Here is a 15569-nt window from a genome sequence, read left to right on the forward strand (position 1 = left end):
TATGGTTTTGTATAAACTATACAAAAGTACTCTCTAAGTTCTAATATATTAAGTGGTAAAATATGACAACATCGATCCGGGAAATGTTAAGGGCCAATTGTCAATGTGACGATGTGGCAAAGTGTATATTGGGGCTTAAAACACTTGATATGGAGGCATATAAATCCCTTCTTGCAAACGGCCCAATGACAGCTGAAAATCTCGGTGAGTTCCTTAACCGGGAGCGCAGTACAGCTTATCGTTCACTGCAGAACCTCATCTCCTGTGGTCTTGTTTATCGTGAGACCAAGACCATCGATATAGGTGGCTATTTCTATGAATATGTGGCTGTTGATCCCACAAGGGTCAAAGAAATGATCCAGGAAAATATCGATAAGTGGTATGAAAAAGTGACCGGTCTGGTCGCAAATATCGATAAGGAACTCCTGGGTGAGTGATCTGTATGGTTTGTAACAGATAATTGTAATAGATCATTGAAAGAACGTTGTTAAAATAAAGTTGTTGAAAAAAATATGGATTAATTCATAATCCATCTACAAAATTACCGATCCTCTCAAGTGCTTCCTTGATATCCTCTCTTGATGCTGCGTATGCACATCTGAGGAAGCCCTCTCCTGTATCTCCAAAGATATTCCCCGGGATGGTTACGACCTTATACTCGGTAAGCAGCCTTTCTGCAAATTCATCCGCTGAAAGTCCTGTGCTGCTTATTGATGGGAATGCGTAGAATGCACCTCTTGGGTTGAAGCAATCAAGTCCGATGTTGTTCAGACCACTGACAATAAGTTTTCTGCGGCGATTGTACTCTCTGGCCATCTTCTCCACTTCTTCTTCGCCATTGCGAAGGGCTTCGATAGCTCCCACCTGGGCAGTTATCGGGGCACAAAGCATGGTGTACTGGTGGATAAGCATCATTGCATCAATGATCTCTTTTGGCGCAAGGGCGTATGCCATCCTGAAACCTGTCATTGCATATGCTTTTGAAAATCCATTAAGTAGAATTGTGCGGTCGCGCATGCCTTCAAGTGAGGAGAAGCAGGTATGGGTTCCTTCGTAGGTAAGCCTTTCATACACTTCATCCGATATCATCAGGATGTCGTGTTCCACAATGACGTCTGCTATAGCCTCGAGGTCACTTCTGTCCATTGTAGCGCCGGTAGGGTTATTGGGATAATTGATGATGACCGCTTTTGTCTTGTTCGTTATTGAGGCTTTTATTTCATCTGCTGTGATCTTGAAGTCATTCTCTGGCCTGGCCCCAAGGGTCACAGGGACTCCGCCTGCAAAGATGATAGATGGCACGTAGGCGACATATGAAGGCTGTACGACTATTACCTCGTCCCCGGGGTTGACTATCGCTCTGATCGCAAGGTCGAGTCCTTCGCTGACTCCAGTGGTGACAAGGATCTCAGTCTCAGGTTCATAATAAACATTATGTCTTCGAGTATAGTGTTTTGAGAGCTCTTCGCGAAGTTCCAGAAGTCCATAGTTGGAAGTGTAGGAGGTTTCTCCATGCTCGATGGAATGTATGCACGCTTCCCTTATGTGCCATGGTGTCACATAATCCGGTTCTCCCACTCCTAGGGTGATCACATCTTCGCTATCGGATACCAGGTCAAAGAACTTTCGGATGCCCGATGCTGGTACCTTTTGCATACTGTTTGCTATGAATTGAGAGGGTTTGCATTGTGTTCTCAAGATCGATTCCTCCGATCTAATTAGAAAAAGCAGATCTACGGGGAGATCTTATGGTGAGACAACGAGCTTTTTCACTTGCTCTGGTTCATCAAGGATCAATCCGTCTTCCTTGTAGGTCTTCAAAACAAAGTGTGTGGAAGTGCTCTGGACCTGTTCCTGTGTCGCTATCTTCTCTGCTACAAAGAAGGCGACCTGTTTCATGGAATTGCCTCGCACTGTCATTGCTATGTCATGTTCACCCGAAAGTAATCTTACTGAACGTACTTCGGGGAACTTGTAAAGTCTCTCGGCAATTGCCTGATATCCAAGTTTGCGTTCAAGGCTTATCTTAAGCTGGATGATGGCGTACACATAGTGATCTCCTGCTAGGTCCCAATCGATGATGGTCTTGTATTTGCGAATGATCTTTGCTTTTTCAAGTTGCTCGATCTTCCTACTGACCTCATCGGCTGTCATGCCAGTGAGTGTTGCTATTTCTTCTGGGCTTGTCCTTGCATCGTCATCAAGGATGTCCAGTATGTTGCGTGTTTGCTCGTCCATGCCTTGAACACCTTCGGGTGTAAAAAAAAGAATGATCGAGTAATTTACTCGATCAATACTGCGTTGATCACTCCGTCCTGACCTGGACGGCTTGTGACACGTGCATTGCCAGCAGCGGTCTTGATGACTGCTCCCTTTGTGATGATGTTACGCCTGACGTAGTGCCCGCTTGCTGTGTTCTCTACAACAGTTTCGATAGCAGATACAACTGTTCTCCCATCAGATGGGTTTGTCACATTTGCGATGTTTGCCTGAAGGAGCCTTACTTTTCTGTTTCCGCCACGTGTTGGAACGTTCTTCCTCTTTGTGTCGTTCACGTGAGTAGCTGCAGGCTCACGGCCAAGCTCGAACTTCCTCTTTCCGCGTGCGGATTTGATCTTTGCTCCTGTGTATTTTCTTTTTGATCTTCCCTGGAATTGCATAATTAGTCCTCTTATTTATTATAAGTAATGTGAATTTTTATTATTATAATATAGGTTAATAGGATTTCCTTTACTAATAGGATTCTATATGAACTTTTCGAGCCAGCGGCTTTGTCCATTCAATTGATCATTCCCTGTTAGTGGTGATAACAGATAAATAATTCTATCGCATAGTGATATGTATATGCTCAAAGTTACATTCTTAGGTACCGGTGGTTCTTTGCCGACAACGAACCGTAATCCTTCAGCTATCATGGTCAACAGGGATGGAGAACTTCTAATGTTCGATTGCGGTGAGGGTGCCCAACAGCAGATGATGCGGGCAAAGACTGGAATGATGAACTTATCTTCCATATTCATAACTCATTTCCACGCAGACCACATACTCGGGATACCCGGTCTGGTCCAGACAATGTCTTTTCAGGGGCGTACCGAACCCCTTACCATATATGGTCCTGAATGGGTGGAAGAATTCATAACATTTCTCACTGCAATGGGTTATTACAAATTGAAGTTTGAAATAAATGCAGTAAGGCTCAAAAGTGGGGAATCCATAAAGCGTGATGGTTATTCCATTGTAGCTTTAAAGACCGAGCATAACGTCCCAAGCATCGGCTATGCTCTTGTTGAGGATGAGCGTCCAGGAAGGTTCGATCGTGATAAGGCCATTGAACTTGGTGTTCCGGTAGGCCCTCTCTTTTCAAAACTGCATCACGGTGGCTCGGTCGAGGTGGATGGCAGGGTTATATCAGCTGAGGATGTAGTAGGTGAACCCCGGCCCGGTAGGAAAATCGTCTATTCTGGTGATACGCGCCCATGCCTTGACGTTCTCAAAGCAAGTGATGGCGCTGACCTGTTGATACATGACAGCACCCTTGCTGACAATATGATCGACTGGGCAAAAGAGTCCATGCATTCGACAGCAGGTGAAGCCGCTGCCCTGGCAAAGAAGGCCGGTGTCAAAAAGCTTGTCCTGACCCACCTGAGTTCAAGATATTCAGACGATGCAACTCCGCTCCTAAATGATGCAAAAGAGTTGTTTGAAGACGTGATACTTGCCGAAGACCTTCTGGTGATCGAAGTTCCTCTTAGTGATGATTGATACGTGGGGACGTGGATTAAACTTTTTTACTAGACTGCCCAATAAAGTATCAGAGATCGGTTGGGGGGCAGCCTATGCTAAATGAGGATCATACGTGTGAGTCTAAAAATATTCAAAATGGAGTTGAGGGGGGCAATGGGGAAACGATTCGAAAACAGATGGTCGATCCTTATCATATAGATGAGTTCAACGATATCATCTCAAAGATGGCATCTATGGGGGACAGGGATGTCCAGATCTCAAAAGGCATCAATAAACTTACTGTCAAAGTCTGTAACACTGCAGTAAAACTTGCAAAAGAAGCTGATGATATTCCTTTGAATCTTATCGATCAGGCTATCACTCTGAATTTTGCCAGTTCGAAGGAAATTGAGCATGATATTAACAGGATGATATCCGAAAAGATGAATTTGGGACAGATGTTCCACTATCCTGAAAAGTTCCGCTATGATCGGAATCGTAAAAAAGATCTCGTTCTCCGTAAAGTACCGGAGAACAAGAAACTTGGTATAAACATCAATTATGCCATTGAAGCCTTTTTTGCACAACAAGCTTCTCAGGATAAATGGAACCTGATCATAAATCACGAATGGTTTGAGCTTAGCACAAGACCAAGATTTGAACTGGCGCCGGAAATGCTTTCTGCAGGACTGGAATATGGATCAAATGCAGGAGTTGTGAACATCAATGAGTTCTTTGATATGGATTCACTTATTCAGGGATGGGGTGGTGGTCTCAACCTCTTCGATCCGGTCTGCTTCGATCTGCTAATGAAACACACTGTCCAAAAAATAAGTAGTGTGGATGAGAAAGGTATCATGCACACTTATGAGATCGAATGGATCGATGAATAAGATCTGTTCTCATACGTTCAAAGTATGGTCCAGTCAATTTCGGTATCATTCTCATCGTAAAGGTGGACCTCAATGGACATCTCTTCGATATCGTATGGTAGTTCCTTCACGCTAAGAAAGAGTGAATCTCCTATCTCCTTGGTGAACCCTTCTGCTTTGACCCTGGCAAAATAGACACGTCCGCCGGAGTCAATATCTTCGACAACGACACCTTTCCATCGTTTCAGATTATCAATTATGTTCACGATCTTGCATTCAAACCTGTCAGTTTCCTCTATGGTGCTCATGATATCACATTTGAGTTATAATGGTTGAAAGTTCCATCTTTCATATATAAAGTCTATCCAAGGCAGCAGTGTCTCCTTTTTTAGTCAGTTTGGAAATGACACCCTCAAAATAATCCTGCCTTACAACTTCTTCATCATTCATTATTGCCTGGTGCAATGCGGTTTTCAGAACCTTCTCAACAATATCTCTTCCTGAAAGCCCCGCTGTGAGTTTTGCTATCTTTTTCATATCAATATCCTCTGCGGGTAGCGGGAACGTACTGATGTTCTTCTCTATTATCGCATAACGGTTCTGCTCATCAGGAAGTGCAAACTCTATCTCTTCTTCGAACCTGCTCCTAACCGCCGGATCAAGGCTGTTGGGGCGGTTGGTCGCGCCAATGGTGCAAACTCCCCGGCGTTCCACGATCCCATCCATTTCCGTAAGCAATGCATTGACTATCTCTGCGACATCGCCTCTCAGTTCCTGGTTTCGCCTGTCCAGTGCTATTGCATCCAGCTCATCGATAAAAATGATGCATGGCTGCATCTCTTCAGCCCTTTCGTAAAGGTGATGGATCTGTCGGGCACCTTCTCCTACGAACTCTCCTATCAGTTGGGTTGCTTTGATGGGTAGTAATGGAACGTCCGTTTTATTTGCAAGGGCCTTTGCAAGCATTGTCTTCCCTGTGCCGGATGGTCCGAAGAACAGTACGTTCCTGGGAGCCCATTTGCCAAACTTCTCCGGCTCTTCCAGGAACCTCTCGATGAGTTTACATTTCTGTCTTGCTGAGCTCTGCCCCACCACATCATCAAAAGTGACGTCTGACTTGAGTCCGGGAATGATCGATGCTTTTTCTTCGTCATTGATGACTATGGTGGTTTTTATTCCTATGGCAGAATCCGGTGGTACTACTTCGATTATCTTATACGCAAAATCCGGATACATCCGGCGGTCGAACAAATATTCTCCTTCATTTGCCACAAAACCGTTCCACTGTTTCCTTGCATAGTGTTCAAAGACCTCTGCGTTGTCTATCTCCGGATATTCATCAAGCATGCTGCTAAGTGGATATCCCTGCGGTTTCAATATGACTAGCTCTGCAGTGTGTTCAGTAGGGTCTGAATTCTCTTCCCTATCTCTTTGTTGTGTGGTCTTCTGGGTTGATCTGACCATGTTATCAGCTCTTTTTGTTATAAATATAAGAGATCTATTGGATCGAATCTGTTTCCTGATGGTCTGCGAATTCTACCGAAGGTCCGTTTCAAATTATTATTTCTAAGGATGCGAACTATAACATCTCAATATATGACTTTAACGGGATAATTAATATATATTGAGTTGGTAAATATATTATGTTATAATATCATTTATCAAATATAAATTGCTGGGAGTTGGTTGATCATGGTCATGATCCCTTTATCCACATTCCTGCTGATTTATTGTTTATCTTTCTAAATGCGGCACTTAAGGCTGTGTGCAATAGAAAACTCAACGGAATTTAAATCAAGATTATTAATAAGGTGGCAATAATGGCTCAAATATTGGTTGTAGAAGATAATCCCATGAACATGGAATTAACAGTTGATCTTTTAGAATCCTGGGGGTATGAAGTAGGTCAGGCAGAAGATGGTCCGGAAGCTCTTGATAAAGTAAAAGAGGTTAGATACGATCTGATTCTTCTGGACATGCAACTTCCGAGAATGGATGGACTTGAGGTGCTTTCTCACTTAAAGAAGGACCCGGATACCGCAGATATTTCGGTTGTAGCTCTTACTGCTCATTCAATGGCAGGGGATGAGGCTAAATTCCTTGATGCAGGATGTACTGGATATATTTCAAAACCTATCGATATCCACGAGTTCAAGAAGCAAATTCCGGAATATCTCGGTAAAACTGCTTGATCTGAGGAGTTTGGTGTGATAATGCGCGGTGATACCGCTCCGAGGATACTGGTCGTTGATGACGAACCTTTGAATGTAGAACTGATGGAGATATATCTCTCCCCTGATTATGAAATGATTTCTGCATATGGTGGTCTGGAAGGTCTTGAGAAGGTTGCAACTGAAGATGTGGACCTTATACTTCTGGACATAATGATGCCCGATGTCAGTGGTTTTGAAGTATGCGAACAGTTGAAGGCCGATCCGCGTTATCAATTGATACCTATTATAATGGTTACCGCACTTTCCGGTAAGGATGATAAGATCCGGAGCATTGATGCGGGGGCTGATGATTTTCTTTCCAAACCGGTCGACAGACTGGAACTTGCTACCCGGGTGCGTTCTCTTTTAAGGATAAGGCAGTTGAATGACCGGTTGGTGCAACAAAGGGATCAGGCACAGAACTATCTTGATGTTGCAGGTGTAATTCTTGTGGTAGTTGATAAATCACAAAATATCACTCTTATCAACAAAAAAGGCTGTGAGATTCTTGGGGGCACTGAAGACGATATCCTTGGTAAGGACTGGTTTGATACTTTCATTCCCGCAGAACATGTTGAAAGTGCAAAGGCTATTTTTTCCAGTTTGCTCGAAGGTGATGCAAATACCTACGAGTACACCGAAAGATCGATCCGTACCTTTGATGGTGAAGAACGCCTTATCAGTTGGCATCATGTCCTTATATGGGATGAAGTGGGGGAAAATACCTCTATTCTGAGCTCTGGCGAAGATGTCACCGAACGTAGGAGGGCAGAAGTTGCTTTAAAGGGGTATGCGGTGGAACTTGAACATTCCAATGAGCTAAAGGATCTCTTTATTGACATTATCAGGCATGACCTGATGAATCCAGCGGGTGGTGTCAAAGGTTTTACCGATATCCTTCTAAAAAGGGGTAATTTTGAAGGTGAGAACCTTAAGATGCTCCAGGCCATCAAGCGTGCAAATGCCAAACTTATCGATATGATCGAGAGTGCAGCTGCATTTGCAAAGGTGGAGTCGGTTTCACAGGTGAAGCTAAAGCCAATGGACCTGACTGTAATATTAAGAAATGTTGTACACTCCCTTGAGTCACAGTTGAAAGAGACTGGCATTGAGGTATCTCTGCCACAAGAGGGTGTTTATTCTGCATCAGTTGATACGACGATAGAAGAGGTGTTCTTTAATCTGCTTTCCAATGCAGTAAAATATAGTCCAGAGGACACTCGTATTACTGTGGAAATATATGATATTGGCAAGGAGTGGAAGGTAGAGGTTCAGGACCAGGGATTCGGTATCTCCGATGAAGATAAGCCGTTGGTCTTCGAGCGGTTCAAGAGGCTGGATAAAGGCGGTATCAAAGGTACGGGTCTGGGTCTTGCGATAGTCAAGAGAATAGTTGACTTGCATGGTGGCAAAGTTGGGGTGGGTGACAATCCTTACGAAAAAGGAAGTGTGTTCTGGGTGACCCTTAATAAGGCATGATCTTTCGGGATAATTTATCTCTTGTTTTTTTTAGTTCGTGTAATTCTTTTCATTATCCGGTTTGTATACTGAAATTACCGGTTCCAATAACTTTAAGGTACATGTATCCAATGAGCTCTTGCTTTTAATTTACAATGAGGTACTAATATGAAACTGGATGAGGTCACGATTTCAAGAGCGATTATAGACGAGTTCTCAAAGGTCTTCCTTGATTACACCGATGTTGATGTAGCGCTTGTGGGCGGCGGCCCTGCTAACCTTGTAGCAGCAAAATATCTCGCAGAAGCAGGCCTGAAGACGGTCATCTACGAGAAGAAACTGTCTGTTGGCGGCGGCATGTGGGCTGGCGGTATGATGTTCCCGCGCATTGTCGTACAGGAAGATGCACGTCACATTCTTGATGAGTTCGGTATCTCATACCATGAGTACGAAAAGGGCTATTATATCGCAAATTCTGTGGAATCTGTTGGTAAGCTCATCAGTGGTGCAACATCTGCAGGTGCTGAGATATTCAACCTCGTAAATGTCGAGGATGTTATGATCAGGGAAAATGATGAGATATGTGGTCTTGTTATCAATTGGACTGCTGTTGAGATCGGAAAGTTGCATGTTGATCCTCTGGCAATACGTTCTAAGGTCGTTGTCGATGGTACTGGTCATCCTGCAGTCATTTGTTCCACTGTCCAGCGCAAGGTTCCTGGGGCAAAGCTCGGCGAACTTGGTGTAGTGGGTGAGAAGCCAATGTGGGCCGATGTCGGGGAAAAGATGCTCCTGGAGACCACAAAGGAAGTCTATCCAAACCTTTACGTTGCAGGGATGGCCGCTAATGCTGTTGCAGGCGCACCTCGTATGGGCCCTGTCTTTGGTGGAATGCTTCTTTCGGGCAAACAGGTCGCAGAGCTTATCATCGAAAGGCTTGGATAATCTTTCTATGGCTGATTTGGACCAAAACGTTTATCTAATAAAAATACTAGTATAGGGTGCTTCATATTGAAGCACTACCTATTCCGTGCCGGGGTAGGGTAGCGGTTATCCTGTAGCCTTGTGGAGGCTACGATCCGAGTTCGACTCTCGGTCCCGGCCCCATTCTGATTCTGATTATTCTGTTTGATCTGATCATCACTACTAGTACTTTTAAGGGATTGTAACAAGTTTTAGAGCTCATGTTATCTCTAAATAAGTTACCACCTTGTTCTCCTCTTGCTTGCTCATCCTTATATGTACAATTGTTTCGTGGTCTTTTGGGATCTTACAAGTAAATCTCTATGGAATTGTAATTCAATAGCTTCGTGGTCTATAGGTCCGGGAAAAAATTCTATATGTTTGATAAAAAGATCTGCAAATCACTGAAAAAAAGAAAAAAAGGTATCTTATCCTTTTAGATGTCGAATGTTCTATCAAACTCTGGATAAAGTTCAGAGCTTTCCAAAAGTTCTTCAAATGCATCGTGCCTTGGACTTACGATCACAACATGTGCAGGAGGATGTATCTTTCTCAACTTGCTTATTGCGGCACCAGCATTCGTATCAAGTTCTACCAAAGCTGCAGAATTACATTTAGTTTTAAGTTCTACTCCTGAGACACTTACAAGAAGTTGATCTGCATAATTAGGCTCGATCCTTTTCGGGTTTGATCCGAATTTCATACTTCCATAGTGTTCTAGGTCGTGCAAAGCGATTTTGACCTTGTTCGGGTCCTCCGCTCGAATTACAGCAAAAGATTTCATTTTTAGTCCCCACACCAAACTTAATTAAAATTTAATGGAACGGTTTAAGGTTTCCAATTATATTAACGTTTGGATAATGTATGGTATTTTGTTACGTTTTTCAAAAAAGATCCTTGGGATCAGTCCCCAAGTTCTTTTGAACGCGTTGAAGATTCAATGACCGCATTCATGAAAGCAGCTCTTATCCCGCTCTCTTCAAGAGTGCGTATTGCTCTGATGGTCGTTCCTGCAGGGGATGTTACCATATCCTTAAGCTCTCCGGGGTGCATTCCTGTTTCAAGTACCATTTTTGCAGCACCAAGGACTGTCTGTGCAGCCAGTGTGATCGCATTTGCACGGTCAAGTCCTTCATAGACTGCACCGTCTGCCAATGCTTCTATCACTGGGAATATGTATGCAGGTCCGCTTCCGGATAGGCCGGTGACTGCATCCATGAGCTTCTCAGGGATCGTTATTGCACTTCCAATGGACTGGAACATCTCAAGTGCGATCTCCATATCCTCATCAGTGGCATTCGTACCTGCGCAAACAGCAGATGCAGCTTCTGCAACTGTTGCTGCGATGTTTGGCATGACTCGTACGACCCTTGTGCCCTCATTCAGTTCATCTTCAATTGCTGCTACTGGAACTCCTGCTGCGATGGAGATAACTAGCTTGTCAGCAGTAATGCTGTCCTTGATGGCTGCAAGCACGCCTTTTAGTATCTGTGGCTTGACTGCAAGTACAACAACATCAGAGTCTCCTATGGTCTCAGTGTTGTCAGTTGAGACGTTAATACCCAATTCATTGTTGAGTCTTTCAAGAGCAGGCTTGTAAACATCACTTGCATTCAGAGTTATTTCGCTATGTGATGCGAGAATTCCTCTTATAAGTGATTCTCCCATCTTGCCTGTGCCTATGAATCCGATCCTTTTTTCTGTAAGATGCATTTTAGTTCCCTTTTCTGTCTCTTGATATGGGCAGTGTACAATAGTTTATTTCAGCCATAGCTGGCTGAGATCACATTTTCATTTCCTTTTTATTGTGACGATGTCCCCAAGAGTTGTACCGCTGTTCAAACGGTCATCATTCCATTCATCTTTGCCCTGACGCTCCATAAGATTCACATTGAGTGCTTTTTCTATCTTCTTCCTGACGGAATCTTCCGGGGTTATCTCTCCCCTTTCTATCTTTTTTATCAGGGAAGCCTTCTCTTTGATCTTAGTGGCAAGCACTTCTTGTGTCCATCCGCGTTTTTCACGAGCTTCACGCATGACGGTCTCGTACTCTTCCACGAGTTCGTCATCCAGCTCAGCAAAAGGATCGCGTCTTGATGTTGTCCTTTTTTGAACATTCCGAATTGGTTTTGCAGATACAGGTGATATCTTTCTGGATACAGGTGAGCGTGCTCTTGCTGCATTTCCATATTGTGAACACTTACTGCACACCTTAAGCTGGCTTCCGTCAATAGTGACATCTATCGGCTTTTCTTTGATCTCTGCACCACATATTTCACATTGCATCGGTATCATCTCTTAAAGGCTATTTTAATTGCCCTTTACGAAAGTGCTATATATCGTCTCTACTTAAATAATTATTCAGAGCTATGACAGAAACGATCGACGATAAGCCAAGAAGCAATGATTATAGCTTCAGTGGCATTGGTAATGGGGATATTGTTTCCGAAAGCGATGAGGATTTTTCAAAATATCTGCTGGATCGGATGAAGCAGCTTGAATCGCGAAACAATCTCCTGAAAGAACAATGTGAACAGATAGAATCCGATAAGCGCTATATCGAATCACAAAAACTCAAGTATGAACGTGAGACGCACCGCCTTCAGTCAGAAATTGATAGGTTAAAGTCTCCTCCACTTGTGGTTGCGAGTATAGTGGATATGTTTGATGGCGATAAAGCTCTGATCAGGAGCAGTACAGGTCCTCAGTTCCTTGTGAAAGTTTCACAGGACCTCGATGATGGTGGTCAGCTTGTTCCGGGGGTCAGGGTGGGGTTGAACCAGCAGACTCTGGCAGTTGTCGACATCATTCCTGAATCAGACGAACCGCTTATCACGGCTATGGAGGTTATCGACTCACAGGAAGTAGACTATTCGGAGATAGGTGGTCTGGACCAACAGATAATGGAGATAAGTGAATCTGTCGAATTGCCGATCACAAAACCGGAAGTTTTTGAACGCATTGGTATAACCCCTCCCAAAGGGGTCCTGCTTTTCGGACCACCTGGCACGGGAAAGACATTGCTTGCCAAAGCGGTGGCGCATAGGACGAATGCCACTTTCATAAGGGTGGTGGGTTCTGAACTTGTACAGAAATATATTGGCGATGGCGCAAAGCTTGTTCGTGATATCTTCGAGATGGCAAGGAAGAAAGCACCTGCAATCATCTTTATCGATGAGCTGGATGCGATCGCAGCGACACGTCTGGAAGATACGAACGGTGCGGATAGGGAAGTTCAAAGGACCCTTATGCAACTTCTTGCTGAGATGGATGGCTTTGACAACAGGGGTGACGTACGCATAATTGCTGCCACCAACAGAGCGGATGTGCTCGACCCGGCAATTGTAAGGCCGGGAAGGCTTGACCGTATCATCGAGATACCATTGCCTGATAAGGATGGTCGTGAAACGATCTTCCGTATCCATACAGAGAGGCTTAACATCGGCAGCGATGTAGATGTCAAAAAGCTGTCAGATCTTACAGAAGGGGCAAGTGGTGCCGATATAGGGGCCATAGTCATGGAAGCTGGAATGCTTGCTGTACGCAATGATAGTGACCACATAGGCATGTCTGACCTGCTTGATGCAGTTACAAAGGTCATGGTCCCCAAAGCGAACAATGTCGATCATTCGGAGAACATGTTCTGGTGAGCAAAAGGTCGTGTTGCATTGGCATTTCATATCAAGCCTGAGATCAGGATACTTGGTATCGATGATTCAGCATTGATAAGTGATGATATTCTGATAGTGGGAGCTTTCTTTCGTGGCGGGCAATGGCTTGATGGCGTGATGCGTTCCAGCATCCGTCGTGATGGTATGGACGCTACGGAAAGGATAGCTAAGATGGTGACCTCAAGCAAACACTATGGTCAGATAAAAGTGATAATGCTTGATGGTGTGACATATGGTGGTTTCAATCCGGTTGACATCGTCAGTCTGTATGAAGGAACTGAAATACCTGTCATCGTCATAATGCGTGAGGTCCCTGACCTTGAAAAAATAAAAGATGCCCTGTCAAATCTTCCTGATCCTGAAGAGAGGTCTCGGATCATACTCAGGGCAGGTGCAATTACAAGAGTGGTCTCAAAAGACCTTTTGAATCCTATATTCATTCAGTGTGCCGGTATCGATACTGAAAAAGCAGGTGAGGTCGTACGTTTGTCTTCAACAAGGGGCAATGTTCCTGAACCTCTCAGAGTGGCACACATGATCGCCACAGGTATTATCTGTGGCGAATCACGCGGCAAGGCCTGATCTCATTTTTGCATGCAATTGTCTGTTAGCTTTACACCTTCTTCCATAAGGGTCTCAGCTCTGTCCAGTGTCTTTGCTTCTGCAAATATCCTTATGATAGGTTCAGTCCCTGATGGGCGTATAAGCATCCAGCCGTCGTTGTGCCATATCTTTACACCATCGGTAGTATCTACCTCCATTTCTCCTCCGACCACGCTTTCTTTTATCTTCTCCATGGTGGTGTCGAGGTCACTGCAATGGACCTTCGTCTTTGAGTTGAAATATGTCGGTACGTTCTCTGCAAGGTGTGAGAGCTTCCTGCCCGAGGCCATTATCTCAAGAAGTTTTGCACATGCCATGGCTCCATCGCGGCAATATTGGTGTTCCGGGAAAATAAGTCCTCCGTTACCCTCTCCTCCGAACACTGCACCTATTTCCATCATCTTTCTCGCGACATTGATGGAACCGACAGCCGTCCAGTGAAGTTTAACTCCTGCTTCCTCTGCCACATCCAGCATGCGCTGTGATGAGCTGACAGGTGTGACGAGGTCTCCTTTCTTGTCTTCGAGGATGCACTTAGCCATCATCGCCAAAAGGACCTCTTCATCGATGAAATTCCCGTTCTCATCAAAGAACACCGCCCTGTCCGCATCTCCGTCCTGGGCAACACCCATGTCCGCACCCCTACTTTTCACAATATCGGAAAGCTCGGTCAGGACATCTTCGGTAGGTTCTGGATTGCGCCATGGGAACGTTCCGTCTATCTGGGCGTTGAGTGCCATTACCTCACATCCAAGTTTCTGGAGCAGGAAAGGCAATGTCAAAGAGCCGGCACCGCAACCGGTATCCACCACTACCTTGAAGCGCTTTTCACGTATGCTTTCCGCATCCACGGAATTGATAATGGCATTGATATATTGTTCATTTGCGTTCGTATCTTTGAAGAGGTCGCCCGTCCTTTCCCAGCTGGCTGCTGCGAAATCCTTTGACATGTAGATCTTTTCGACCTCTTTCTCTCCTTCCCTTGAGAACTCGCTTCCGTCTCCGGCAACCAGTTTAATTCCGTTGTACTCCCTTGGGTTATGTGATGCGGTGACACCAATACCTGCATCGGCATGTTCTCTTACATAATATTGGATAGCCGGTATCGGTGCTATGCCGATATCAATTACAGTAACACCTGTGGACAACGCACCGGCGATAGCAGCCGATTTCAGCATGTCTCCTGATTTGCGGGTATCTCTCCCGACAACGACTGTACCCTTTGAACCCATATATGTCCCAAGGCTCTTTGCGACATCTATCGCAAGCTGTGGTGTGATATATTCGTTAGCGATCCCTCTTACTCCGTTAGTTCCAAAAAAACCCATTTTGTATCTCCTCTTCAAATATTTTACTAGTATGGTCGCTGAATCTATTTTATATTTTTGAGACATTCACTTGACCAAGTTTAAATTATATGAGTTCTAATCTATTCAGCATGATGATGCGTGAAAAAGGCAAACTGGTCATTTGGCCTGCAAATCTGGACAAATCCCGATCACGGAAAGGTGGTAGGATAATTTCCAGAAAGAGCTCTCTTGAAGCTCCGTTACTCAGGGAATTGACAGCAGCAGCTGAGAAATTGAACCTGAACCCTGAAGTGGAAGCTGATAAAAAGTATCCCCGTACATGGTGGGAATCAAGCGGTCGTATCCTTGTGGATAACAATGAAGCTAAGACCATGGTCGCAAGAAAGATCGCAAAGGCCATCAAGGGAGCGCGTGGTGGCTGATCATCGGATCAGGTTCACTGCCTTTTTAATCTTTAAATTTAGTTAAAAATTATTTATGCTCTTTTAAATACGATAGTCTCAACTCTCTCTGAAGAGAACTAATCAGTGATTATGAAAAAGAACGAATTCAAAAAAAGATCTTATCAGGTTAGGGCCAGAGGCCAAAACCTGCGCTAAGTGCAAGGATAACGATGCCGCAAATTGCGCCAAAGATGAAGACGGTCCTTGGTTGTACGTGAACAGCTCTTTTATCCGCATCATAGTACGTCATAAGACCTGCAGATGACATCAATCCACTTCCACTTGTTTTCTTCTTTTCTGCCATAGTTCCTCA

General features: G+C 44.4%; 19 protein-coding genes and 1 tRNA gene. 10 read left to right on the plus strand and 10 right to left on the minus strand.

The window, feature by feature from the left end; all coding sequences use genetic code 11:
- Positions 1 to 62: 62 nt before the first annotated feature.
- Positions 63 to 437: a helix-turn-helix domain-containing protein gene (locus tag PBV53_RS00225; RefSeq protein ID WP_172367688.1), complete on the plus strand. Its 375-nt coding sequence runs from the start codon at positions 63 to 65 to the stop codon at positions 435 to 437.
- Positions 438 to 522: 85 nt separating this feature from the next.
- Here PBV53_RS00225 and PBV53_RS00230 read toward each other — a convergent pair whose 3' ends face one another.
- From PBV53_RS00230 to PBV53_RS00240, 3 genes are read right to left on the minus strand one after another with little or no spacing between them, the layout of a single operon-like run.
- The gene (locus tag PBV53_RS00230) at positions 523 to 1698 is read right to left on the minus strand and encodes an aminotransferase class I/II-fold pyridoxal phosphate-dependent enzyme (RefSeq protein ID WP_270095204.1); all 1176 of its coding nucleotides are present in this window, start codon (positions 1696 to 1698) and stop codon (positions 523 to 525) included.
- A gap of 48 nt (positions 1699 to 1746) precedes the next feature.
- Positions 1747 to 2238 carry an Lrp/AsnC family transcriptional regulator gene (locus PBV53_RS00235; RefSeq protein ID WP_270095205.1) on the minus strand — a complete coding sequence of 164 codons (492 nt, stop codon included), beginning with the start codon at positions 2236 to 2238 and terminating at the stop codon, positions 1747 to 1749.
- 44 nt (positions 2239 to 2282) lie between these two features.
- Positions 2283 to 2660, minus strand: coding sequence for a 30S ribosomal protein S8e (locus PBV53_RS00240; protein ID WP_270095206.1), 378 nt, complete (start codon positions 2658 to 2660; stop codon positions 2283 to 2285).
- Positions 2661 to 2844: 184 nt separating this feature from the next.
- Between PBV53_RS00240 and rnz the strand changes: the two genes are divergently transcribed.
- Positions 2845 to 3762 carry a ribonuclease Z gene (gene rnz, locus PBV53_RS00245; protein ID WP_270095207.1) on the plus strand — a complete coding sequence of 306 codons (918 nt, stop codon included), beginning with the start codon at positions 2845 to 2847 and terminating at the stop codon, positions 3760 to 3762.
- A gap of 74 nt (positions 3763 to 3836) precedes the next feature.
- Complete coding sequence (locus PBV53_RS00250; protein ID WP_270095208.1) at positions 3837 to 4616, plus strand: hypothetical protein; 780 nt, start codon at positions 3837 to 3839, stop codon at positions 4614 to 4616.
- 17 nt (positions 4617 to 4633) lie between these two features.
- Here PBV53_RS00250 and PBV53_RS00255 read toward each other — a convergent pair whose 3' ends face one another.
- On the minus strand, positions 4634 to 4903 hold the full coding sequence (locus tag PBV53_RS00255; RefSeq protein ID WP_270095209.1) for a hypothetical protein: 270 nt from the start codon (positions 4901 to 4903) through the stop codon (positions 4634 to 4636).
- A 40-nt stretch (positions 4904 to 4943) separates the two neighbouring features.
- The gene (locus PBV53_RS00260; protein WP_270095210.1) at positions 4944 to 6059 is read right to left on the minus strand and encodes an AAA family ATPase; all 1116 of its coding nucleotides are present in this window, start codon (positions 6057 to 6059) and stop codon (positions 4944 to 4946) included.
- Between the two features lie 356 nt (positions 6060 to 6415).
- Between PBV53_RS00260 and PBV53_RS00265 the strand changes: the two genes are divergently transcribed.
- The 4 genes from PBV53_RS00265 (at position 6416) to PBV53_RS00280 (ending at position 9373) form a co-directional block, all read left to right on the plus strand.
- Complete coding sequence (locus tag PBV53_RS00265; RefSeq protein WP_270095211.1) at positions 6416 to 6787, plus strand: response regulator; 372 nt, start codon at positions 6416 to 6418, stop codon at positions 6785 to 6787.
- A 21-nt stretch (positions 6788 to 6808) separates the two neighbouring features.
- Positions 6809 to 8287: a response regulator gene (locus tag PBV53_RS00270; protein ID WP_270095212.1), complete on the plus strand. Its 1479-nt coding sequence runs from the start codon at positions 6809 to 6811 to the stop codon at positions 8285 to 8287.
- A gap of 147 nt (positions 8288 to 8434) precedes the next feature.
- Positions 8435 to 9211: a sulfide-dependent adenosine diphosphate thiazole synthase gene (locus PBV53_RS00275; RefSeq protein ID WP_270095213.1), complete on the plus strand. Its 777-nt coding sequence runs from the start codon at positions 8435 to 8437 to the stop codon at positions 9209 to 9211.
- An 87-nt stretch (positions 9212 to 9298) separates the two neighbouring features.
- A tRNA-His gene (locus tag PBV53_RS00280) sits at positions 9299 to 9373 on the plus strand.
- 292 nt (positions 9374 to 9665) lie between these two features.
- Here PBV53_RS00280 and PBV53_RS00285 read toward each other — a convergent pair.
- The 3 genes from PBV53_RS00285 to PBV53_RS00295 form a co-directional block, all read right to left on the minus strand.
- On the minus strand, positions 9666 to 10013 hold the full coding sequence (locus tag PBV53_RS00285) for a DUF356 domain-containing protein (RefSeq protein WP_270095214.1): 348 nt from the start codon (positions 10011 to 10013) through the stop codon (positions 9666 to 9668).
- Positions 10014 to 10132: 119 nt separating this feature from the next.
- The gene (gene proC / locus PBV53_RS00290; protein WP_270095215.1) at positions 10133 to 10942 is read right to left on the minus strand and encodes a pyrroline-5-carboxylate reductase; all 810 of its coding nucleotides are present in this window, start codon (positions 10940 to 10942) and stop codon (positions 10133 to 10135) included.
- A gap of 78 nt (positions 10943 to 11020) precedes the next feature.
- Complete coding sequence (locus tag PBV53_RS00295) at positions 11021 to 11515, minus strand: multiprotein bridging factor aMBF1 (protein ID WP_270095216.1); 495 nt, start codon at positions 11513 to 11515, stop codon at positions 11021 to 11023.
- A gap of 83 nt (positions 11516 to 11598) precedes the next feature.
- Between PBV53_RS00295 and PBV53_RS00300 the strand changes: the two genes are divergently transcribed.
- Both PBV53_RS00300 and PBV53_RS00305 read left to right on the plus strand, forming a co-directional pair.
- The gene (locus PBV53_RS00300; RefSeq protein ID WP_270095217.1) at positions 11599 to 12879 is read left to right on the plus strand and encodes a proteasome-activating nucleotidase; all 1281 of its coding nucleotides are present in this window, start codon (positions 11599 to 11601) and stop codon (positions 12877 to 12879) included.
- 18 nt (positions 12880 to 12897) lie between these two features.
- Positions 12898 to 13482, plus strand: a complete 585-nt coding sequence (locus PBV53_RS00305) for an endonuclease dU (protein WP_270095218.1) — start codon at positions 12898 to 12900, stop codon at positions 13480 to 13482.
- 2 nt (positions 13483 to 13484) lie between these two features.
- Here the strand turns inward: PBV53_RS00305 and glmM are convergent, their stop codons facing one another.
- Entirely contained in the window at positions 13485 to 14831 is a 1347-nt protein-coding gene (glmM, locus tag PBV53_RS00310; RefSeq protein WP_270095219.1) for a phosphoglucosamine mutase, read from the minus strand.
- A gap of 89 nt (positions 14832 to 14920) precedes the next feature.
- Between glmM and PBV53_RS00315 the strand changes: the two genes are divergently transcribed.
- On the plus strand, positions 14921 to 15235 hold the full coding sequence (locus tag PBV53_RS00315; RefSeq protein WP_270095220.1) for a signal recognition particle protein Srp19: 315 nt from the start codon (positions 14921 to 14923) through the stop codon (positions 15233 to 15235).
- A gap of 148 nt (positions 15236 to 15383) precedes the next feature.
- Here the strand turns inward: PBV53_RS00315 and PBV53_RS00320 are convergent, their stop codons facing one another.
- A complete protein-coding gene (locus tag PBV53_RS00320; protein WP_270095221.1) occupies positions 15384 to 15560 on the minus strand; it encodes a preprotein translocase subunit Sec61beta in 177 nt (58 codons plus the stop codon).
- Between the last annotated feature and the right edge of the window lie 9 nt (positions 15561 to 15569).

Source organism: Methanococcoides alaskense (genome assembly GCF_027594145.1).
GTDB lineage: Archaea > Halobacteriota > Methanosarcinia > Methanosarcinales > Methanosarcinaceae > Methanococcoides > Methanococcoides alaskense.